The 21,600-nt window shown below is 62.0% G+C and carries 17 protein-coding genes; 6 read left to right on the forward strand and 11 right to left on the reverse strand.

The annotated features are described in order from the left end of the window. Positions 1-48: 48 nt before the first annotated feature. The 5 genes from FEZ59_RS04655 to FEZ59_RS04675 are packed head-to-tail and all read right to left on the reverse strand — an operon-like array spanning position 49 to position 5,079. Complete coding sequence (locus FEZ59_RS04655) at positions 49-696, reverse strand: ATP-binding cassette domain-containing protein (protein WP_172932295.1); 648 nt, start codon at positions 694-696, stop codon at positions 49-51. 1 nt (position 697) lies between these two features. Beyond that, complete coding sequence (locus tag FEZ59_RS04660) at positions 698-1,615, reverse strand: oligopeptide/dipeptide ABC transporter ATP-binding protein (RefSeq protein WP_172932296.1); 918 nt, start codon at positions 1,613-1,615, stop codon at positions 698-700. After that, a complete protein-coding gene (locus FEZ59_RS04665) occupies positions 1,612-2,433 on the reverse strand; it encodes an ABC transporter permease (protein ID WP_020906350.1) in 822 nt (273 codons plus the stop codon). The genes FEZ59_RS04660 and FEZ59_RS04665 overlap by 4 nt, the downstream gene beginning before the upstream one ends. Continuing rightward, positions 2,426-3,460 (reverse strand): ABC transporter permease, encoded by a 1,035-nt coding sequence (locus tag FEZ59_RS04670; RefSeq protein ID WP_172932297.1) that lies wholly within the window; start codon positions 3,458-3,460, stop codon positions 2,426-2,428. The genes FEZ59_RS04665 and FEZ59_RS04670 overlap by 8 nt, the downstream gene beginning before the upstream one ends. After that, positions 3,457-5,079, reverse strand: a complete 1,623-nt coding sequence (locus tag FEZ59_RS04675; RefSeq protein ID WP_172932298.1) for an ABC transporter substrate-binding protein — start codon at positions 5,077-5,079, stop codon at positions 3,457-3,459. The genes FEZ59_RS04670 and FEZ59_RS04675 overlap by 4 nt, the downstream gene beginning before the upstream one ends. Before the next feature lie 171 nt (positions 5,080-5,250). Here FEZ59_RS04675 and purD point away from each other — a divergent pair, with 171 nt between their 5' ends. From purD to FEZ59_RS04695, 4 genes are all read left to right on the forward strand, one after another. Continuing rightward, on the forward strand, positions 5,251-6,507 hold the full coding sequence (gene purD / locus FEZ59_RS04680) for a phosphoribosylamine--glycine ligase (protein ID WP_021333105.1): 1,257 nt from the start codon (positions 5,251-5,253) through the stop codon (positions 6,505-6,507). A 242-nt stretch (positions 6,508-6,749) separates the two neighbouring features. Beyond that, on the forward strand, positions 6,750-8,318 hold the full coding sequence (locus FEZ59_RS04685; RefSeq protein ID WP_201026968.1) for a GMC oxidoreductase: 1,569 nt from the start codon (positions 6,750-6,752) through the stop codon (positions 8,316-8,318). Positions 8,319-8,429: 111 nt separating this feature from the next. After that, entirely contained in the window at positions 8,430-9,263 is an 834-nt protein-coding gene (locus tag FEZ59_RS04690; RefSeq protein ID WP_031332880.1) for an AraC family transcriptional regulator, read from the forward strand. A gap of 191 nt (positions 9,264-9,454) precedes the next feature. Next, the gene (locus tag FEZ59_RS04695; RefSeq protein ID WP_172932299.1) at positions 9,455-10,396 is read left to right on the forward strand and encodes an ABC transporter substrate-binding protein; all 942 of its coding nucleotides are present in this window, start codon (positions 9,455-9,457) and stop codon (positions 10,394-10,396) included. Between the two features lie 6 nt (positions 10,397-10,402). On the opposite strand, the gene FEZ59_RS04700 is transcribed toward FEZ59_RS04695, so the two are convergent. Beyond that, a complete protein-coding gene (locus tag FEZ59_RS04700) occupies positions 10,403-10,858 on the reverse strand; it encodes a MarR family transcriptional regulator (RefSeq protein WP_172932300.1) in 456 nt (151 codons plus the stop codon). A gap of 99 nt (positions 10,859-10,957) precedes the next feature. On the opposite strand from FEZ59_RS04700, the gene FEZ59_RS04705 reads away from it, so the two are divergent. Next, positions 10,958-12,037 carry an ABC transporter substrate-binding protein gene (locus FEZ59_RS04705; protein WP_242459690.1) on the forward strand — a complete coding sequence of 360 codons (1,080 nt, stop codon included), beginning with the start codon at positions 10,958-10,960 and terminating at the stop codon, positions 12,035-12,037. On the opposite strand, the gene FEZ59_RS04710 is transcribed toward FEZ59_RS04705, so the two are convergent. Next, on the reverse strand, positions 11,973-12,806 hold the full coding sequence (locus FEZ59_RS04710) for a phosphatase PAP2 family protein (protein ID WP_202022464.1): 834 nt from the start codon (positions 12,804-12,806) through the stop codon (positions 11,973-11,975). The two genes, FEZ59_RS04705 and FEZ59_RS04710, sit on opposite strands and share 65 nt — an antisense overlap. Before the next feature lie 117 nt (positions 12,807-12,923). Here FEZ59_RS04710 and FEZ59_RS04715 point away from each other — a divergent pair, with 117 nt between their 5' ends. After that, positions 12,924-13,598 carry a response regulator transcription factor gene (locus FEZ59_RS04715; RefSeq protein ID WP_030534675.1) on the forward strand — a complete coding sequence of 225 codons (675 nt, stop codon included), beginning with the start codon at positions 12,924-12,926 and terminating at the stop codon, positions 13,596-13,598. 3 nt (positions 13,599-13,601) lie between these two features. On the opposite strand, the gene FEZ59_RS04720 is transcribed toward FEZ59_RS04715, so the two are convergent. From FEZ59_RS04720 to FEZ59_RS04735, 4 genes are all read right to left on the reverse strand, one after another. Beyond that, complete coding sequence (locus FEZ59_RS04720; protein ID WP_030534674.1) at positions 13,602-14,990, reverse strand: HAMP domain-containing sensor histidine kinase; 1,389 nt, start codon at positions 14,988-14,990, stop codon at positions 13,602-13,604. A gap of 87 nt (positions 14,991-15,077) precedes the next feature. Then, complete coding sequence (locus FEZ59_RS04725; RefSeq protein WP_021342978.1) at positions 15,078-16,475, reverse strand: serine hydrolase domain-containing protein; 1,398 nt, start codon at positions 16,473-16,475, stop codon at positions 15,078-15,080. Between the two features lie 20 nt (positions 16,476-16,495). Then, complete coding sequence (locus tag FEZ59_RS04730; RefSeq protein WP_020906362.1) at positions 16,496-19,864, reverse strand: serine hydrolase; 3,369 nt, start codon at positions 19,862-19,864, stop codon at positions 16,496-16,498. A 54-nt stretch (positions 19,865-19,918) separates the two neighbouring features. Further along, positions 19,919-21,529, reverse strand: coding sequence for an ABC transporter substrate-binding protein (locus FEZ59_RS04735; protein ID WP_019747056.1), 1,611 nt, complete (start codon positions 21,527-21,529; stop codon positions 19,919-19,921). Positions 21,530-21,600: the final 71 nt, after the last annotated feature.

Raw genomic sequence — 21,600 nt, forward strand, 5'->3', positions numbered from 1 at the left:
AAATTATACTCGAACATCCGTTCGAGTCAAGGGTGGATTTCGCAGGGGCTAAGCGCTAATACTGTCGAGGTCGTGGACCACGTCGCAGCAGGCGCCGAGCAATTCGCGATCATGGCTGATGAGTAATACGCCGACGCCGGTTTCGGTGGCGCGACTCTCGATCAACCGAATGAGCGCGGCCGTCGTGGCGGCGTCGAGCATCGCCGTCGCCTCGTCACAGATGAGGTATTTCGGTTGTTGCGCCAGCGATCTCGCTAGACAGGCGCGCTGCAGTTGGCCGTCGCTCACCTGGTGGGGTCTACGGGACAAGAGATCGGGAGTGAGGCCCACTTCTGCTGCCAGTGCGACCACATCGATTGTCCTACCGGCAATATCGCCGGGTTGACCGATGATCGAGGCGAGCGTCTGCCGAGGGTCGGTTGATGCGCGAGGTGACTGAAACAGCATGGACACCGTCCCGCGCAGTGCCGCGGATACCGAGAATTTGGTACCCACGACGGGTGATCCGTCGATTCGCACCTCGCCTGACCACGGTGCATCCAACGAGGCGAGAATCCTTGCAAGTGTTGATTTTCCGGTGCCAGAAGGCCCAGTCAGGCCGATCAGCCTTCCCGGCGGAATTTCGAGCGAGACGTTCTCGAGCACCGGTCGGTTCCGGTGGTAACCGCTGGTAATTCCCAGAGCTTGCAAACTCATGTCAGCCCACCTTCCGCAGCGTTCGGTACGTGCGGTCACCCAGTGTGACCAGTTCGGTCGGGCCACCGGATTGTTTCGACTCCGGGCGTCGTAAGTGGTAGACGCAGTCGTCGGGGAGATCGGTGAGTTGCGGTGGTGATCCGGGCATGGGAGTCAAGCCTCGGGATGGCAAGGCGCCGAGCAGGTCTCGGGTGTAGTCGTGAAGCGGATCGTGGAACACCAGAGCCGCCGGACCGGTTTCCATGATGCGTGATGCGTACATGACGGCAAGTCGATCCGCGACATCGCTGCGGGTGAGTGATGCAAGGTCATGGGTGATGAGCAGGACAGCCGCCCCGGAGTCAGCGCACTCTCGAAGTAATCCCATGACGTGGTCGGTGAGTTCGCGGTCGAGGTTGGCGGTGGGTTCGTCTGCGACGATCACCGATGGATCCCCGGCCAGCGCACCGGCAATGGCAACGCGTTGCGCCATGCCGCCCGACAGTTCGTGCGGGTAACAGTCCAGGGCCGACGGTTCGAGTCCGACGCGAAGTGCCAAGGCGTCGCAAGTGTGGTCGCTGCCGAGTGCGTCGATCGTCTCCTGTAGCTGCGATCGCGCAGTCCGGACGGGGGTGAGATGTGTTGCGGCGGATTGTGGAACGAGAGCCACGTGCCGCCCACGGAACGCGGTGCCGGAGAAGACGTCGATCTCGAGGTCCGCTGTACCGACGGTGACCGTTCCGGTTCGAGAAGCATTCGGCGGCAACATGTTCATGACCGAGGTGGCGATGATCGACTTGCCACACCCGGATTCCCCGACAAGTGCGGTCACCGTGCCGGCTGGAACGTCGAGGTCGATGTCGCTCGCAGCGTGGACTACGGATCCTCCGGGCAAAGGGATCCTGACGGTGAGGGATTTGATGCGTAGGCCGCGTTTCACAGTCGTAGCTCCGAAGGTCGAGGGGGCGTGAGCATCGACCGCAGGGCCGAACCGGCAACTGCAACAGCGACGGTGGCGATCACGAGGACTGCGGCGGGGAATGCAAGCGTCCACCAACCGCCGAGGAGTAGAGAACTGCGTGCCTCTTCGAGGAGCGTCCCGAGACTGGGTTTGTGCGGGGGAAGACCGAAACCCAGGAAGGACAATGTTGATTCGTGCCAGACGGCATGGGGCAGCAGGAGAACGACTGCGATCAAGGCCTGTGGCGCGGTCGCCGGCACGAGGTGGCGCATGATCACGTGACGTCGACTTGCTCCCGCGAGAATGGCGGCGTCGATGTAGGGACGCTCGCGCAGACTCAAGATCTCTGAGCGGATGATCCGGGCCACTTGGGTCCAGTGGGTCAGTGCGATCGAAAGCACGATGGCGGCAATGCTTCCACGGAACATCGCGACGATGACGATGCCGAGCAACAGGTGGGGGAGTGCGTTGACGGCATCGGTGCCGCGCATGACGAACCTGTCCACCCAGCCGCCGACCAGTCCGGCGGTAGTGCCGACGGCGACGCCGATCACCGTGGCGAGCAGCGCGCAGGCGAGTGCGATCAGAAGTGAGGTTCTGATGCCTGCAGCTATGCGCACGAATAGATCTCGGCCCGCCGAGTCAGTTCCGAACGGGTGATCGAACGACGGAGCCAGGCGAGCCGCCGAGAAGTCTGTGACTCGGTCGTCGACGTCGGCCAACCATGGGACCAATGCCGCGTACAGCGCAACGAGGATCAGCACGCCGAGGGCGATCTTGAAGCGTCGTTCAGCCATCGGTACCTACTCTCGGGTCGAGCACTGCAACCAGCACGTCGGCAAGCAGTGAGCCGAGCATGACCGTCAATGTCGTACCGACGGTGAGGAACGCGAGCAGTGCCATGTCTAGGTCTCGCGCAGACGAGACGATGGCGCCGGCGATCCCCGGCCAACTGAACACCTCTTCCACCAGCACTGCCCCGACTATCAGCTCGGGCAACCGCACGCCGACGATGTTGACGAAAGGTGCCAGTGATGTGGGCAGTATGTGGCGCTTCGTGATGGTCGGCGTCGGGATACCGCGTGCTACCGCGCCGGCGACAAATCCCTCACTTTTCGAACCCACGACGGACTCTCGGACGGCAAGTAGGAGCCACGGCATTTGCGAAATGGCGAGCACCGTCACCGGTAGGACCAAGTGCCGGATGACCTGTCCCGGTGTGGGATCGGCGCCCCCGTCGGTCAGTCCGGCGACCGGGAGCCAGCCGATAGTCAGCGCGAAGAGCGCGATGGCACCCAGCGACAAGACAAACGGCGGAAGTCCTTGGACCACGACGCTCAGCCCGGACACGGTCTTGTCCAGGAATCCTCCACTGCGGATTCCGGCGAGAACACCGAGTGTCAGCGAGGCGAGAATCGCGATGAGGAGTGAGATCCCGACCAGCAGCAAGGTCCATGGCAGACGTTCGAAGATGACTTGGGAAACAGGCTGATTGAACGATCTGGAGATCCCGAGATCACCGGTGAACACACCCTGGAGCCAATTCCAGTACGTGCTGTACCAGGGGTTGTCGAAACCCATCTGGTCGGCGATCAACGCTTTGTCCGCATCGCTTGTCGTCATGTATCGCGTGCCGAGGTAGCCGACCAGTGGATCGAACGGTGAGATCGCGGCGGCTGCAAAGAGTCCCGCGGACACCACGGCGATGACCGGCACGATGAACAACACCCGCCGACCGACCATCGTGAGGATGGCCTTTCGGCGGGAGTTGTCACGGTGGCCCCGTGTCGGCCCCGCGTCTGGCCGAACGTCGACCGCTGTCATTGCCCTCGGGCCCACGTCTGCAGTGACCACCACGGACCCCAGGTCACACCGTGTGAGTGTGGTTCGAGTACCGGTCCGGACATCTGCCAGTCGGAATCCTTCGACACGTACGTATGGTCGAGGAACACGAGGATGACAAATCCGGGATCTTCGACGTACGCCTGCTGTACGTCGCGATACGCGGCATCACGCGTTGCCTGATCCAGGCTGCGGCGTCCTACTTCCAAGCCTGCGTCGACTGCTGGATTGGAGTAGTCACTGGCGTTGTCGTAGATGCTGCCGACCCCGGGCGCGATGTACTTCGAGTTCAGCGCGTCGTACGCCTGTGTGTCGGGGTCGAAAGGTTCGTCGCCGCCACCGAGAAGCGTCGAATCCTGGTTGATGCGAGGGTCTATGCGGTCCCAGGAGAGTGCTTCGAGGTCCACTTCGATGCCGACAGCGAGAGCGTCGGAGGCAAATGCCTGAGCGAGATCGCGTCGAACGGTGTCGACGGAGTTGTACATGATCGTGAACTGCGCCCGCTGACCGTCTTTCGAACGGATTCCGTCGGCACCTTCGATCCAGCCCGCTTCGGTGAGTATTCGCTCGGCCTGGGTCGGGTCGTAGGCGAAGGTTGCGTTCGGGTTGTACGAATCGCCGTAGACCTCGGGGATCGGAGTGGCGGCGACGCGCCCGTGTCCGCCCAGGACGTTGTCGATCATCGACTGGCGATTGGCGGCGAGGTTGAGCGCCATCCGCACGGCTTTGTCGCCTGCCACGGGATTGTTCGTCGGGAGTGAGAGCCCGCGCCAGTCTGCTGACTGATGGGCCGTCACGGACATGTTGTCCTTGCCTGAGAACGTATTGGCAAGCAGTGGAGGGAGATTGGTTCCGTCGATCTCGCCGGACGCCATACGTTGGGCGCGGGTGTTGTCGTCAGGAACATAGAGGAGAGTGAGCTTCTTGATCTCCGGCGCACCGTCCCAGTAGTTCTCGTTCGCCTCGAAGACCGCTCGATCCGGTGAGAGGTCGACGAGTGTGTACGGACCCGTACCGACCGGTGCGGTGTTCAACGGCGATTCGGCGGCAAGTCCGGGTGTCGCGAGGGACTCCGACGGAACCATGCCGATCAGCATCTTCGTCAGCAGTGGGGCATACGAGTAGGCGAGGCGGAACTCGACTGTGCTGTCGTCGACGGCCACGACGTCGCTGATCATGTCGTACGACGACCGCGCTTCGGAGGCGGAAGCTGGATCGAGGATCGCCTTGTACGTGGCAACCACGTCGGCGGCGTCGAAGGTCGATCCGTCGGAGAAGGTGACCGCGTCGCGGAGTTTGACCGTCCAGACTGTCGCGTCGGCGTTGGCCGTGGGCATCTCCGCGGCCAGAGACGGCTCGAATCCCGGCATGCCGGTGCCTCCAGTGAGCCGGACGAGACCGTCGTACATCTTGGCCTCACCGGCAGCGCCGAAGACTGCGACCGGGTTGTAGCCGCCCAGTTCGTAGCCGTCGGCCAAGACCAGGCCGTCGTTGTTGCCCGAGGAGTCGGTGCCAGTCGGGCTACTGCACGACGTGATCAGAAGTGCGCCGATTGCGGCGGTTGCGGTGAGCGTCAGAACGCCTGGTTTATGGAGTTTCACGGGTGTCCTTTCCTTGGTGGACAGGTGTCCGAAAACATCTGTTCACCTATTCAGGTATTCATATGATCTCATCTCGAAACGGATATTTCGCACAAAGGTCGAACGCTGGGACCTTGGCCCCGTCAGTGGCACTCCGAGAGCGCTGTTATCGCAGGCCGTAGTCTGTTCCCCGTGCGCGTACTAGTAATCGGCTCCGGAGCCCGTGAACATGCCCTCCTTCTCTCTCTTGCTCGCGATCCAGGTGTCACGGCCCTGATCTGCGCGCCTGGCAATGCCGGGATCGCAAAAATCGCCGAGCAGCACCCCGTCGACGTCGCCTCTGGTGACGCGGTTACCGCGCTGGCCCAGAAGGTCGAAGCCGACCTCGTCGTCATCGGACCCGAGGTTCCGCTGGTCCTCGGCGTCGCAGACGCGGTGCGCGCAGCAGGTATCGCCTGCTTCGGGCCTTCGGCCGACGCCGCCCGCATCGAGGGTTCGAAGGCTTTCGCCAAGGACGTGATGGCTGTCGCCGGCGTCAAGACCGCTCACAGCGAGATCGTCGACAATCCGGCCAAGCTCGACGAAGCACTCGACCGCTTCGGTCCCAACTGGGTGGTCAAGGATGACGGGCTGGCCGCGGGCAAGGGCGTAGTCGTCACGACGGATCGTCTCGCCGCGCGCGATCATGCCGCTGAACTGCTCGAGACCGGGCACCCGGTTCTTCTCGAATCCTTCCTCGACGGTCCGGAAGTTTCGCTCTTCTGTCTCGTCGACGGTGAAACCGTGATCCCACTGCTCCCGGCTCAGGACCACAAGCGCGTCGGCGACGGAGACTCCGGACCCAACACCGGCGGCATGGGCGCGTACACCCCCTTGCCGTGGCTGCCCGACGAGATGGTCACGCAGATCGTCGACGACGTCGTCAAGCCCGTCGCTGCCGAGTTGGTCGCACGCGGTAGCAGTTTCTCCGGCCTTCTCTATGCGGGTCTCGCGATCGGTGTCGACGGCCCGGCCGTCGTCGAATTCAACTGCCGATTCGGTGACCCCGAAACTCAGGCCGTGCTTGCTCTCCTCGAAACGCCGCTGGGCGGTCTACTCAATGCGGCATCGACTGGAACACTCGATTCGGTCGGTCCGTTGCAGTGGCGCGACGGTTCCGCTGTCACGGTCGTGATTGCTGCCGAGAACTACCCGGCGACCCCCCGCACCGGCGACGTGATCACCGGAGCCGACGCCGACGGAGTCCTGCATGCCGGTACCAAAAAGCGTGAAGACGGAGCCGTCGTCTCGGCCGGCGGGCGTGTGCTGAGTGTTGTCGGAGTGGGCAAGGATCTGACCGAAGCGCGTGACGACGCCTACGCAAAGATCGCCGACGTCAAGCTTCCCGGCGGTCATTTCCGCACGGACATCGGACTCGGCGCCGTCGAAGGGCGCATCTCTCTTCCCTGACTCGTTCTTTCGGAGGGCCGGTGAACTTTCTGTTCATCGGCCCTTTTCATGGAAAATCAACGGTTCCTCGAAGTTACCCACGAGTATGGACTTCTCGTTCGGTTTCTCCCGGTATATCTCAGCGCGGGGGTCACGGAAAGAGAAGGGCACACTTGAGCATTCGCGCTGGATCCAACGAACGGCACGCACGTACCAATTCCACGCTCTCGCGTAGAAACTTCTTGGCAGCAACAGGATTAGCTGTGGGCGCCGCTGCGCTCTCGTCCTCGTGGACTACGGCCGCCGCTGCGCCCAGGCGAGCATTGAGCGACGGAGACCGTGTCCCTGCGCTCGTGATCGGCAGCGGGTACGGCGGAGCCGTTGCGGCTCTTCGGCTGACGCAGGCCGGCATCGACACACACATGGTCGAGATGGGGAAGTCGTGGACCACACCGGGGTCCGACGGCAAGGTCTTCTGCCCGATGCTCTCACCGGACGGACGTTCCTTCTGGCTCAGAGACCGTACAGTTCAACCGGTTTCACACTTCTCCGGCGGCTCGGTGGACAAGAACATCAGCCGCTACGTCGGCGTTCTCGACGCCGAGGACTTCGGCGGGATCAAGGTCTACCAAGGCCGAGGGGTCGGCGGCGGGTCGCTGGTCAACGGCGGCATGGCCGTCACACCCAAGCGCAACTACTTCGAAGAGATCCTGCCCGGGGTCGATTCCAACGAGATGTACTCGACGTACTTCCCGCGGGCCAACGCTGCGCTCGGAGTCAACAACATCGACCCGGCCTGGTTCGAGTCGACCGAGTATTACAAGTTCGCACGAACCGGGCGAAAGACCGCTGAGAGATCCGGTTACACAACAACATTCGTGCCGAATGTCTACGACTTCAACTACATGAAGCAGGAAGCTGCTGGTCAGGTCACCAAGTCTGCCCTGGTGAGTGAGGTCATCTACGGCAACAACGCGGGAAAGAAGTCTCTGGACAAGACGTACCTCGCTGCGGCATCCGCCACCGGCAAGCTCACGATCTCGGCGCTGCACGTCGTGACCTCGGTTGCGCCGGCCGCGACCGGTGGTGGATATCAAGTGGTGATGAACCAGATCAACGAGCAGGGCAACACCGTCGGCACCAAGACGGTGACGGCGGACAAGGTCTTCTTCGCGGCCGGCAGTATCGGTACCAGTAAGCTCCTGGTCGCGATGAAAGCACAAGGGCAGCTGGCGAATTTGCCGGGTGCGGTTGGGCAGGAATGGGGGCACAACGGCAACGTGATGGTGGGTCGCGCTAATCACATGTGGGACGCCACCGGCGCGAAGCAGTCGGCGATCCCCGTGATGGGTATCGACAACTGGGCCGACGCATCTGCTCCTGTGTTCGCGGAAATCGCGCCCTTCCCAGCCGGTACCGAACTGTGGGTCAGCCTGTACTTGGCGATTGCCAAGAATCCGCAACGTGCTCAGTTCCAATTCAACTCGGCAACAGGAAAAGTCGGTTTGAATTGGCAGCGCTCGCAGAACCAGCCGTCGATCGACATGGCGAAGAAACTCTTCGACAAGATCAACAAGAAGGAAGGCACGATCTACCGGACCGACCTCTTCGGTCCGGTGCAGACGTGGGGCGACCAGTTGACGTACCACCCCCTCGGCGGTTGTGTGCTTGGCAAGGCGACCGACGGCTACGGTCGTCTGCCGGAGTACCCGGGACTGTATGTCATGGACGGATCCCTCGTTCCGGGCAATGTCGGAGTCAATCCGTTTGTCACCATCACCGCTCTGGCCGAACGGAATATCGAGAACATCATTGCCAACGACATGAACTAGAGCGGCGACTCGGGGCCAGGTGCGGTGGGATCAACTTCCTGCCGCACCTGCTCGGCGTGGGTAGCGGTTACAGTCACCTGGACAGACGACGGTCGATCCAGGGATGTAGACGTGAGGCGGACAAAATCCGAGGTCGACGGTGATTGGCTCCGGTGGGGCGTGCCGTCGAGCGACGAGCTGGTGGTATCCGAACACGAATTAGACGACGAGCCCGAAGATTTGGTTCTGTGGGGTGGTGCGTCGAGTGCTGATCAACCGGTGACATGGGAAACCCACGCGCACCGATCGAACGAGATTCTGTTCCCGCGTTCCGGCATCGTGGTTGTTCGCTCGGGCGCCCAGATGTGGACATTGTTGCCGGGACGAGGGCTGTGGATACCGGCACTGCATCGACACTCGGTGCGCGTTGCTGCGGGTGCGCAGTTCCTGACGGTGTATTGCGCTGTAGGGCAGGGGCCTTCGCTCGGTGATCGCCCGGTTGCGGTACACGGCACGCCGCTACTCTACGAGTTGTTTCTGCATCTGAGTGCTCGCGAGATGTCGGACGACGCGAGGCGCCGCGCCGAGCGAGTGTTCTTCGACCTCGTTGTTCCCGGCGACGAGCGCGGAGCGATGAAGATCCCCGATTCGGGCCCGGTCGGGCGGATTGCACGCGACCTGTTGTCCCATCCGGAGGACCCACGCAGTTTCGGAGACTGGGCGAACGAGATCGGCGTCAGCACCAGCACTTTGGCTCGTCGATTCAAGGTGGACACCGGCGTGAGTTTCGGTCAGTGGCGAGTACTGCTTCGGATGAACGTGGCGATGTCCCTACTCGGCCAAGGTGTTGCGGTCGCCGACGTGGCAGAGCAGATCGGATACTCGACGCCCAGTAGTTTCGTCGCCGCTTTCAAACAGTCCACCGGTGTCACGCCGATGGCATTTCGAAAGAACGCGGATCGTTGATCCGATTTCGACATTCTTTGACAAAACTCCGCGATTACGTCATCCCCTGATCCGCTCTACCGTTAGCCATGTAGGCGAGGCTTACTTTACTTTCCGGGTTCGGGGTTCGCCCGAAACCCGCTCGACAGCATGGGGCAGAAGTGATCGATTTTGTTGCGCCGCGTTCGAAACGCGGTAGCAGGGCCATCTTCATGGCTGTGGCAGTGGCACTTTCGACGGTGCTGGCAGCATGTGGCACCTCGACGACCGACGCGAAGTCCGACGGTGATGTGTGGACGTATGTCGATGCGCGTGGTCAGCAGATTTCGCTCGACAAGATCCCCGAACGCATTGTGGCGACGGCGGACACCGCGCCGGTGCTACTCGAATACGGCGTCGTGCCGGTCGGCATCATCGGCTTTTCCAGGCTGGACGAATCAACGTTGAGTGCATTCGACTTCAGTGGAATTGCCCATGTCAGCGAGACCGACACAGATATCAGTGCCGAGAAACTCCTGGCAGTGGACCCGGATCTGGTCATCGACATCTGGAGTTCGTACAACGGCGGAAACTTCGGCAGCATCTGGGGCGACGATATCGCTCGCGTCGAAGAGGTTGCTCCCATTGCAGGTGTCAAGATCACCGACGGGGCGCAAGCGGCGTTGGACAGCTTCAGTTCGTTGGTTCAGGGTATCGGCGGCACCGACACCTCGCCGGTCTACGCGGCAAAACGGGAAGAGTTGAGTGCGCTCGGTGACCGGGTGCGTGAATTGGCCACATCGCGAACGAATATCTCTGTTGCATACGCGATTCCGTTGGAGTCGAGCCTTGACTACGCGGTGCCGGGATGGACTCCGCTCGGAAGTATTCTCGAAACGATGGGCGTCGAATTCGCGAAGCTGGACAGCGAGGACGGTTTCTGGGCATCAGCGAGTTGGGAAGAGCCGGGCGTCTTTCCGGCCGATCTCCTCCTGATTCCGCCGACGTGGTCTGACGCGCCGGAGCTCAATTCGCCGACGTTCACCAGGCTTCCGGCTGTGGTTTCGGGCCAGGTTGCCTCGGTAGAACTGCGTACGGGGTACAGCCTGACGGGCATCACGGAGCAGATGAGGCGTTTTGCCGACGTCTACGAGAAGAGTGGGAAAGTCACCTGAGTGGCATCATCGCGGTGCGTGAACTCGCAGTGATCGATTGACTCGGTCGAGGATGCCGATGGCAGTGGTCAATGTGTCGAGGTCACCTTCGTCGAGGGCTGTCAGTTCTTGGGCCAGGACGCCGATGCGTAGTTCGGACCGACGGTCCCGGCGCGCGCTTCGCTCGTCCTTCACGAAAAGCGTGCTCACCCGGCCGTCTGTGGGATCGGGTCGCCGCTCGATCAGGTCCTTGTCGGAGAGGATGCGCACCAGCGTGCTGACGGTGTTCGGGCGTCTGGAGAGGCGATCGGCCACGGCCCCGATGCGAGTGCCGGGATGGTGCGCGACATCGTGAAGTACCTCGGATTGTGCCTCTGGCAAAGTCGCGTCGGTACCCGACGTATACATGTATTCACGCAGCGCTCGACGCAATTCGAACGCCGCAGCGATGAGTGATCTCGATGCTTCTTCCGCAGTGGGCACGCGATCAGAGTAGCGATCGATCCCGTGTGATCCACGTCCCAAAACTGTATCTGACACAGATATAGTTTACAGTTCTTCAAAGGGTAGGGTCACCTAACCATGACGGTAGATGAAGCTGTCATGCTTCACGACGTACGGGACACGATCATGAATTTTGGACAGAAGTCACGCAGTGTAATGCTGATCGGCGCACTGACATTGGTGGCAGCTCTCAGTGGCTGCTCGAGCGACGCCTCGCCCACAGACACTGACATCAGTGCGTCGACTCCGGCGGACTCTGCGTTTGTCGCTCCGCGAGAAGTCCCGTCTGGAATGGGGAGCGGAAAGTCGGACGGCGAATTCCCTCGTACCGTTTCACACTTCAAAGGGGACACCACGATCGAATCGCAGCCCGAAAAGGTTGTCGTCATTTCGACCGGGCAAGCAGATGCGCTTTTATCTCTCGGTGTCGTTCCTGCGGCTTCGACTCGTGGTGACGGTGCGGACCTGGTGCCGCCGTACCTGTTGGCCGCATACCCCGAATTCCGCGCCCAGCTAGGTGATGTCGTCGACGCAGGTGGGCGCTTCACACCGAACTTCGAAGCGATCGTCAAGCTCGATCCTGACCTGATCTTGATGAATGTTGCAGGGAAGGATGCTGATTCGCTGTACGACCAGCTTTCGGCAATTGCGCCCACCGTGGCAACGCAGGGGACCGGCGTCAACTGGAAGCAGGACTTCCTGCTGGTTGCCGACGGGGTAGGTAAGACGCAGCAGGCGACGGCACTGCTGGATACGTTCAACGCCGACGCCGCGGCCTTGGGTTCGTCCCTTTCGTCGCCGACGACAGTGTCGTTCACCCGCCAGAACGGAAATCGCTTGCGCATCTTCGGTATTCCTTCGTTCACCGGAAGTATCGCCCAGGATGCCGGCCTGACGCGTCCGGAGTCGCAGCAATTCGACGACACCTCCCGAGACATCAGTGAGGAAGAGCTGAACGTGGCGGACGCTGATTGGATCTTCTACGGAGTGCAAGGCGGGGACCCGGCGACGTTGACCAACGCGCCGTTGTGGGCGCAGTTACGTGGAGTGATTGCCAACCATGCCGTTGCTGTCGACGACGACGTCTTCTACCTCAATACCGGGCCGACTGCGGCTCGTGAAGTGCTGAAGGTTCTGCAGAGCGCACTGCAGCAGTAGTTGATTCGGACTGGTTGTGCGTGCCGACGAACCGGAAGACAGCGCCACCCACAGTGACGGCAAGCGTTGCGAGAACAGCTCCGGCAACGACGTCGGTGAGCCAGTGAGCTCCCAAGTAGAGGCGAGTGAGCGCGACGACAACGGTGACCGTCACGGCGAGCAGCATCAGAAGGCGTTTGACGGACGGTGTTCGGTCGACGCTCACAACGAGAACCGCAATGCCGAACAGCGCTGCTGTGCCGGTGACGTGACCGGACGGGAACGAGTGGCCGGTCTCGAGAAGAACCTGGATGTTGGTCGGCGGACGTTCGCGACCGACGAGCGCTTTGATTACCGTACTGGCGACTGCCGCACCGCCAACGGTTCCGATCACGATCAAGCCCGGAACAACCGAACGCGCTCGCCACGATATGAGCACTCCGCAGGTGATCCCGAGCAGCGCGGTGGCGACCGGGCTACCGAGATCTGTGACGGCGACCGCGATCTGGTTGAGGGCGCCGCTCCGATGATCGACCATCCAGTCGGTCACCGGCCCGTCGAAGCTCGTCAACCACCCGTTTCGATATACCTGGATCGAGAGCGTCACCAGGGCGAGGGCGAGCCCGGACGCGCGGAGCGCTGTTGACCGAACGCTGGAGGCCCGGTAGATCGAACCGAATGCGAACAGCGCGGCTGCCACCACGATTGCGGCAACCGCAATTTCTGCGGTGGTGCTCTCGGTCAAGACTTCGGTGACCACGTTTCGCACGGTCGACACAGTTGCTGGCATGAATGCAGTGTGACGATCAGAAGCTGAAGAAACGCTGAACGTAACTCGGTCATGGGCCCACCGTCTGCTCTACTGGGTGCATCCGAACAACTGCGTGTCGACGAAACGGGGCCGGTGGTGCGAGTACTGGTTGTCGAAGACGAAGTACGCCTGGCCGAGACGATCCGGCGGGGATTGGTAGCCGAGGGATTCGTGACCGCCGTGGAACTCAACGGGGACGACGGATTCGCGACTGCCTGCAGCGACGAATTCGACGTGATCGTTCTCGACATCATGTTGCCGGGCAAACACGGATACGACATCGTGCGGGACCTACGCGCCCGGGAGGTGTGGACGCCGATCCTCATGCTCTCGGCGAAGGACGGCGAATACGACCTCGCTGATGCTTTCGATCTCGGTGCCGACGACTACCTGGTCAAGCCCTTCTCGTTTGTAGTATTCCTCGCGCGGCTTCGCGCACTGGTGCGGCGGGGCGCTCCCCAGCGTCCATCGATACTCACCGTGGGAGACCTGTCCCTCGACCCCGCCAAACATCAGGTGATCAGAGCGGGAATCGAATTGACGCTGACGCCACGTGAGTACAGCGTTCTCGAGTTCCTGATGCGCAACAACGGAGTTGTGGTCACGAAGACCGAGATCGTTCGCTCGGTCTGGGACACCAACTACGAAGGTGACGAGAACATCGTCGAGGTCTACATCGGTTACCTACGTAAGAAGGTCGACCTCCCGTTCGGAACCCACAGCATCGAAACCATTCGAGGCATCGGGTACCGCTTTGTCGGCACTGCCTGATCTTCAATCGGTCGGTAGCGGAATTGTCACCTCGAATCGACTTCCACCGCCTACCCTCTCGCTGACGGAAATGGTTCCGTGATGCGCCGCAACGATTTCCGACGCGATGGCGAGTCCGAGTCCGGAGCCACCTCCCTGCCTCGACCGCGGCTGGTCTAGGCGGACGAAGCGTCCGAAGATTCGTTCGCGTTCTGCTGCAGGGATTCCGGGCCCGTCGTCCTCGATCACGATATGGGCTTCGTGGCCGGCTTCGGAACACTCGAGATGCACGAGGGTCTCGGCGTGCCGTACTGCGTTGTCGACCAGGTTTCGCACCATGCGCGCCAACGCCCTCGGGTCTCCGGACACGCGAACCGGAGCAACGGTGGCGGTGACCGCGATCTCGGAGATACCGTCGATCCGCTTCTGCTCGGCGAACAGAATGTCGTCGAGGTCGACGTCGACGACGGTACCGATGGATTCGAGTTCGCTTTCGTCCGAGCGCGCGAGAATCAACAGATCCTCGATCAACTGCCGCATCCGTCGCGCCTCGGGAAGTAGCGCGTCTTCGATCAGTGCGTCGTCGAGGAGATCCGGGCGTCGGTGTGCCAGTTCGAGAGCCGTCGTGATCGTGGACAGTGGACTACGTAATTCGTGGGAGGCGTCGCTGACGAATCGTTGTTGAGCAAGTGCGCCTTCGTCGAGGCGCGCCAGCATGTCGTTCATTGTTGTTGCCAGTCGGGCTATCTCGTCGTTCCCGGACGGGACGGGCACTCGTTCACCTTGACGGCCACTCGAAATCGAGGCAACCCGAGCGCGGATGCGTTCCACGGGAGCGAGAGCCGAACCCACCAGGCGGTAAGTGGCAAACGCGGCCAGTCCAAGAACCAGGGGCCCGGCGATGGCGAGCAGAACGGCAACGGTGGTCACCACGGTTTCAACCGGTTCACGGTCGGCGCCGACGAAGACGGTGACCGGTCCGGCCGGCGTCTGAGCGCCTTGTCCGATCAGCCAGTAGTCCTCGTCGTCGGACTTCTTGACCCTTCCATAGGTGTCCGATTCGTCAGGGCCGAGAATGCGTTCGGACAGTAGGTCGCTGTCAGTTCCAGGCGATTGGGCGACTATTCGGTGATCGGCGTCGACGATCTGCACGATTCCGATCTGGCTGTCGGTGGACAGAAGCGAAGGGTCGAGATCGGCTGGGCTCTTCCCGGTGAGTTGCTGGACCAACTGTGTGGCACGGGCCTCGGAGCTGTTCAGTGCGGACAGGTGCAGGGAGTTCGCCAGTACGAAAACCAGTGCAAGCCCGGCGATCACCAAGCAGAAGGCGATCACGAGGGTAGATGCCACGGTCGTCCGGGCGCGCACGCTCCACCGGGACGGGTGCAGAATCGACTCGCCGATGACGTTCATGGCGTCCAGTCTGTACCTTCGCGGCTGTGCGTATACAAAGACGGGCGACGCGGCCTCGTAATCGGACCGCGTCACCCGTCTAGAGGATCAAGCCACTCGCTTGGCGGTTCGGCCGCCGAATTCGAGCATCACGGCGCGTCCGGTGTCATCGGTGACGAAGCGCCCCAGCGTCCGCGTGGTGTCGGCGCGAGCAGCGAAGTCGAGATCGTTGACGAAGGCGATCGGGATCGCCGGTGGCCAGACGATGTCCTCGTATTCGCCGAGGTCCTGCGCGCTGCCCATGCGGACGCCGATTCCCTCGTCACCGGGGGCGACGGTCATGGTCAGGTTGCCGGCCTGGTACTTGCCCAGGACGGCGTCGACGGCAGAGGGTTCGGGCTCGACCACGTCGAGAGATGCCGGCGCGGGCAACTCTGCGAGGTTGGCCATGCACCAGTCGACGATCTTCTTGCCGATTCCGCCGCCGAGTGCGTTGGTCAGCACGGTGACGGCGAAGTTCTTCTCAGGCACGGTCAAGAACTCGGAGACCTGGAGGTTGCTGACGTTTCCGCCGTGCCGCACTACCTGGGTGGTTCCGTATCGAGTCAGCAGCCAGCCGATGCCGACTTCCTCGAACATCATCGCGGCGGGACGTTGCGGCTTCTGCATCAGCAACCGGGTGGACTCGTCGAGCGGCTGTCCCTCACCCGGGTGTTCGCCCGACAGTGCGTAGCGTGCCCAGACGAGCTGATCGCGCACCGAGGACCACATTCCACCGCAGGGCGTCATACCGCGGTCCAGTCCGGTCTCGTTGGACACGAACGGCTCACCCTCGCGGATGTAGTGGCCGAGTGCAAACCGGTGGGTCATCACGTCCCAGGGCAGGAACGCCGAGTTCTTCATCTCGAGTGGGTCCAGAACGCGCTGCTTGACCAGCTCTTCGAAGGTCAGTCCACTGATCTTGGCTACGACGTATCCGGCGAGAACGAATCCGGAGTTGCTGTAGGAGAAGACCTCTCCGACGGGAAATTCCTGTCGTAGTTCCTTCAGCCGTGAAATCGATCGACCCAGCGCGTCTTCACCCCAGCCTGCCGAGAGGCTGGCGTCGCCGGTGAATCCGCCGGTGTGCGTCAGAAGATGACGCATCGTGACTGTGCGGGTGGCTTCGTCGTCGGCGAGGATCAGTTCGGGGACGTACTCGACCAGTGGGGTGTCGAGATCGAGTAGGCCGTCCTCGACGAGTGCCATCGCGGCTGTTGCAGCAAAAACCTTTGTGGTGGAACCGATCATGAACATCGTCTTGTCGGTGACCGGGAGCTGGGTTTCGACGCTCTCGATGCCGCTGGTGACGACGATGTCCTTGTCGCCGTGCACGATACCGACCGAGACGCCGGGGATGTTTGCCTCGACCCTCCACTGGTCGACGAGTTCCTGAAGCTGTTCTTGCATCTTTGATTCCTCGAGTTCGCTGGCGTTCTGTGTTTCGGCGTTCGGTGTTTCCGTCATCGTATGTGTATCGGTCGTCGTCACGCGTTAACCCGTGGTAGGAAGCGGAATCCGACGTACACGCCGTCGCGGTGCGGCCGTACCGTCGTCCAACCGGCAGCCCCGGGTTGACGGGTGGTCCAGGTCCCCGGGATCTGCGACGGTACGAGAGTGGCCACCGCTGCAGGCTTCTTCGGAGCTGTTTCGTCTTCCTCGGGATTCGGGATGACGTCACCGATGACGGTGATCACAGCCTCGTCAGCGGACTCTCCACGACGGAACTCGATTGCTATTCCGCCCGAGCTGTACTTACCCAGAACCGAATCCGGAATCGACTCCACACTCGCGGGGTTCGGGGCGAGGGCTTGCGGAGGTTCGAGTCCGACCAATGCGGCCGCGGCTTCGGTGAAGAGATCACGATAGAGGCCGTCTGCTTTGCCGCCGCTGGTCAGCAGCGCGATCGCGACATTGTGGCGGGGGAAGATGCGCAGATATGCGTGCTGCCCGATGGTGCTGCCGTCGTGGCCGAAAATTTCTTCGCCCGACCAGGTTTCGTGGAACCAACCCAGACCCCAGCCCGACTTGTCCGGGAACAGTTCGCTGATATCGATTTCGGGTGTACGCATCGCGGCGGCTGATTTTTCCGACACGATCCGCACACCGTCGACGCTCTGACCTTCGAGAAGGCCGAGTTCCGCGAACGTGAGCAGATCTCCGATGCTGGCAGTGATGCAGCCGGCCGGCCCCATCGAGCGCGTGATCGGCCAGACGGGCATCACGACGGAGTTCCCTGTATGGCCCGCTGCCACAGAGTATCTCGGAGTATCTCCGGTCAACGTGAGTGTGTGCGCGAGGCCGAGTGGATCGATGATCCGCTCCTTGAGGATGTCGTCCCAGATACCGCCGCGAAGAACCTCGACGATACGAGCTGCAAGGACGTACGCGGAATTCGAGTACGCGAAGCCGTCCTCGAGTGGATGAACCTGACGGAAGTCACGCAGGCCCTCGACGTAGCGTTCGACGACGTCGTCTCCGCGACCCTTGTCGATGAAGAGGTCACCGTCGATTCCGTTGCGATGGTTCAGAAGTGCGCGAACCGTGATGCGGGCGGCTGTTTCCTCGTCCTGCAGTGCGAAGTCGGGCAGGATCGACCGGACGGTCGCGTCCAGGTCGAGCAAGCCTTCGTCGACCAGCTGCATGACCAGCATCGCGGTCCATACCTTGGTGATGGATCCGATCTGGAACAGGGAGTCGGTGGATACCTCGACCCCGGTGTCTGCATTGATCACGCCGGAAGCCACCGTCGTACGGGTGATTTCCTTGCCGCTGGAATCGAGTGTGAGAATACCGAATTGAGCACCGGTGACGCCGTAACGCTCACACAGTACGTCCAGTGAGCGCTTCCACGCGTCGGCGCCGGCAGATGCGTTGGCCAGGCCGGTCTTGGGCAGCTTCGCGGAGGTGTATCGCTTGACCCACTCGATGAGCCGTGTGCTGTAGTCGATTCGGTGCGAGATCGAGCCGTTGACGAGGAAACCGTGGCTTGCACCGGGATACGCCACCAGTCGGGTGGGTACATGCAGCTGGCGAAGTGCGGCGAACCAGGCCTCGGCCTGACCCAGCGGGCACCGCTCGTCCGACTTTCCGTGCAGGATCAGCGTCGGAGTCACCACGTTCTTCACGGCGGCGAGCGGTGAGGCTGCCAGGAGCCCCGCGGAGTTCTCGGGAACAGTGGTGCCCGTGGCGAGCGACGCGAGGTGCGGACCGAAATCGCAGACTCCGGCCATGGCGTTGAAATCGCAGATCAGCCCACCGGCCACCGCCGCGGCAAAGCGATCGGTCTGCGAGGTGAGGTGGCAGGTGCTGTATCCGCCGTAGCTGTACCCGGTGATCGCCAGGCGGTCCCCGTCGACAAGTCCCTCGGCGACAAGTGCGTCGATCGGCTCGAGGAAGTCGGCTTGGTCCGAGGTACCCCAGGCGCCGTTGACGGCGTACATGAAGTCTGCGCCGTACCCGTCCGATCCACGTGGATTGAGGGTCAGGATGCGCCAGCCCTGCGCTGCGAGAACCTGGTGGGCGGGGTGATAGGTATCGGCAACGCCGGTCCACGCGTTGTGCGGTCCGCCGTGAATGTCGAGCAGAAGGGGTGCAGCGCCATCAGTTTCGGGAGCGGACAGCAACCAGCCATGCACGGTACGGCCGTCGGAGATGGTGAATTCGCGCTCCTCGGCGGCAAACAGGGTCACCTCGGGGAGTGCTTCTGCGGTGAATTTTGTCAGCGTGGTGACAGCGCCGCTGTCGAGATCGACGAGTGCGACCTCGCCGAAGGACTGCTGTGTGGTGACGATGACGGAGGCGACGCGGGCGTCACGGGCAACGGAGAGCGCCGAGACGACCTCGTTGGGATTGGCGACGAGGGAGCGAGAGGTTCCGGTTTCGATGTCGGCTGCATACAGATGCGTCCATCCGCGATCGCGGAGGCAGAACACGATTTCGTCGCGAGTATTCGACAGTGCCGGTGTGCCACCGGGGTAACCGGGCGCGCCGGGCATCACGTTGCGATCGAGATGAGCTGTGAGGGTGACGTCGACCGGTGTCTCAGTTGGGCCGGGGACGGACAGACGGATCAGGTCGGCAGTTCCGACACGGACCTCGGGGGTGCCGATGGCGACGACCGAATCTCCTTGCGGGTGCCACAGTGTGGAGCCCTGCACCCCGGTGGCGTGACCGAGTCGCTGCGGCGGAACTGACAGATCGTCGACGAGGATTCGGTAAGCGCTGAACGTGAGGTTCAGATCGCTGTCCGGTTCGAGATTCGCGGTGAAGGCAAGAGCCGTGCCGTCGGGCGACCAGGACGGTACGTCCGCATTCCAATCACCGTCGGTGAGGCGTCGTACTGCCTTCGTCTCCAGATCGACGGTGTGCAGGTGGCGACGGAAGGTGCCGAGCCAACCGGCGCCGTCCACCTTGTATCCGAGTCGGTCGGTGACGATGGGCGCATTCGGATCGGTGGAGTCCGAACGTGAGATCACAGCGGCGAATGCAATGGCATTTCCGTCCGGGCTCCAGACCGGTGCGCCGGCACCGAGGGGGAGTGATGCTGCTGTGGTGAGGGTTTCGGCCTCGCCGCCGGCGAGCGGGATCAGGTGCAGCTGCGCGGAGTCGCCGACCTTGCGGAGGAAGGCAATCGAGGTTCCGTCCGGAGAGAACCGAGGTGCCGAATCGGCGGGCCCCGCAGTGAGGCGGCGAGCCTGGGAATCGCGGGACACTGCCCAGAGCGATGTAGTTGCCTTTCCGGCAACAATTTCCGAGCGAACGAAGACGACCACGGTGCCGTCGGGCGAGATTGCGGTTTCAGTGGGTGTGACCACGCGGTGGAGGTCGTCGAGAACAAATGGACGGTCAGTCATGTAGATCCTTCGAATCGGAGAAATAGATGCAGACGTAAAGCTTTGTCTTCCGGCTTATTTCAGAACTCGGATGCCTGGGCCCGCCAGGGTTCCACCAATCGGCGCGTACAGGGACGTCGCACCGTTGAAGAACATGAAGTTCGGCGATGTGGATACCGGAACGACGTCAGAAGAGGTGAACAGCGCCTGTTCCGCTTCCTTCCACACCGAGCAGGATTCCTGGCCGGGCAGAACAGATGCCTTCGCAGCCAGTTCGGTGTACTCGGGATTGTCGATCGATGCGAAGTTGACGCCCGCCGGAGGGGTCGGGCCGGAGAAGTACGGAACGAAGATGCTGGGAGTGTCACTCTGGACGGTCAGACCGATCGAGATCGACCAGGATGTCAGGTCCTTTGCCGCGAACGTATTGGAGATGATGAAATTGTTGTCACCACCGCGAAGCTCTACCTTCGCGCCGAGTTCCTGCCACTGCTTCATCGCGTATTCTGCTGCTGCAGAAGTGGTATCGCGGTAGTTGGCAAAGATGACCGTCAATTGCAGCGATTGACCGTCCTTGGTCAGAACGCCGTCGGATCCGGGCTTCCAGCCGGCGTCGGCGAGGGTCTTCTTCGCCGCAGCCATGTCGAACTTCGGAACTACACCGGTGACACTGTCGTAGTCACATGCCCGCGGATCGACAACGGCCAATGCCGTAGCGCGCGAACCCTTGCCACCGGTGTTGATGTCCGTGTAGTCGTCGAGATCGATTGCCTGCACGAGCGCGCTGCGCACCGCTTCGTCCTTGGTGGGAAGAGCAGCATTGTGGTTGAAGATGAACTGCCCGCTCAAGGTGTTCGACGTCATCGATTCCAGGCCGGACGCTTCCACACGTTCGATATCCGCACCGGCCACCGGTGCTGCGTTCACCGTTCCGGTGAGGACCAGGTTCGCCGTCGTCGCCGCGTCGGTCACGATCTTGATCGTGACGGCCTTGGGTACTCCGAGGGTGTCCGATGTGGTTTCGCCGTTCGGTCCCCAGTTGTATCCGTCGCGGCGTTCGAGCGTCACGTGATCGTTTGCCACTACTTCGGTGATCTTGAACAGGCCGGTTCCGTTGCTGCTGCTGCGAACACTGGCGGGGTCGTCGAGTGCTGCCTGGCATGCCAGTTTGAGAGCACCGATGCGCTCGAGCAGGAAGGGCGCAGGTTCCGCCGTCTTGATCGTGAGCTCGTCGCCATCGGCGGTTGCTACTGCAGTTTCGGGTACCGACGCTCCCAGCCACGGCGAGCCGTTCGTCTTGTCGACGACCCAGTTGATGTTGTTCGCGGCTGTCTGGGCAGTGAACGTCGTGCCGTCTTCACACGTGATCCCTTTTTTGAGGGTGAAGTTCAGCGAAGTTCCGTTCTCGCTCCATTTTTCGGCCAGATACGAGCCCGCTGCACGGGTTTTGGGGTCGATGGCCAACAACGAGTCGTTGGTATAGCTGTTGATTGCCTGCGTGGCAGTCAGGTTGGTGATCAGGGGATGAAGGTTGCCGGGGTCGGTGTTCACGATCGTCGTGAAACTCCCGTCCTTGGCGTAGTCCCCGGAGGTCCCGCCGCCAGGATCAGAGGTGCTTCCGCACGAGGCAACCGTGAGAACGCCGATCGTGACCAGAGCCGCGGTGGGCACTGAGCGAGCTTTCATCTGATGCACCTTTTGATCGAAGGATGTCGTTGATCAATGCTGCGCGAGGGACGTGGCCCAGGTCTCGTTGA

Source organism: Rhodococcus sp. MS13, assembly GCF_013277835.1.
GTDB classification, from domain to species: domain Bacteria; phylum Actinomycetota; class Actinomycetes; order Mycobacteriales; family Mycobacteriaceae; genus Rhodococcus_F; species Rhodococcus_F erythropolis.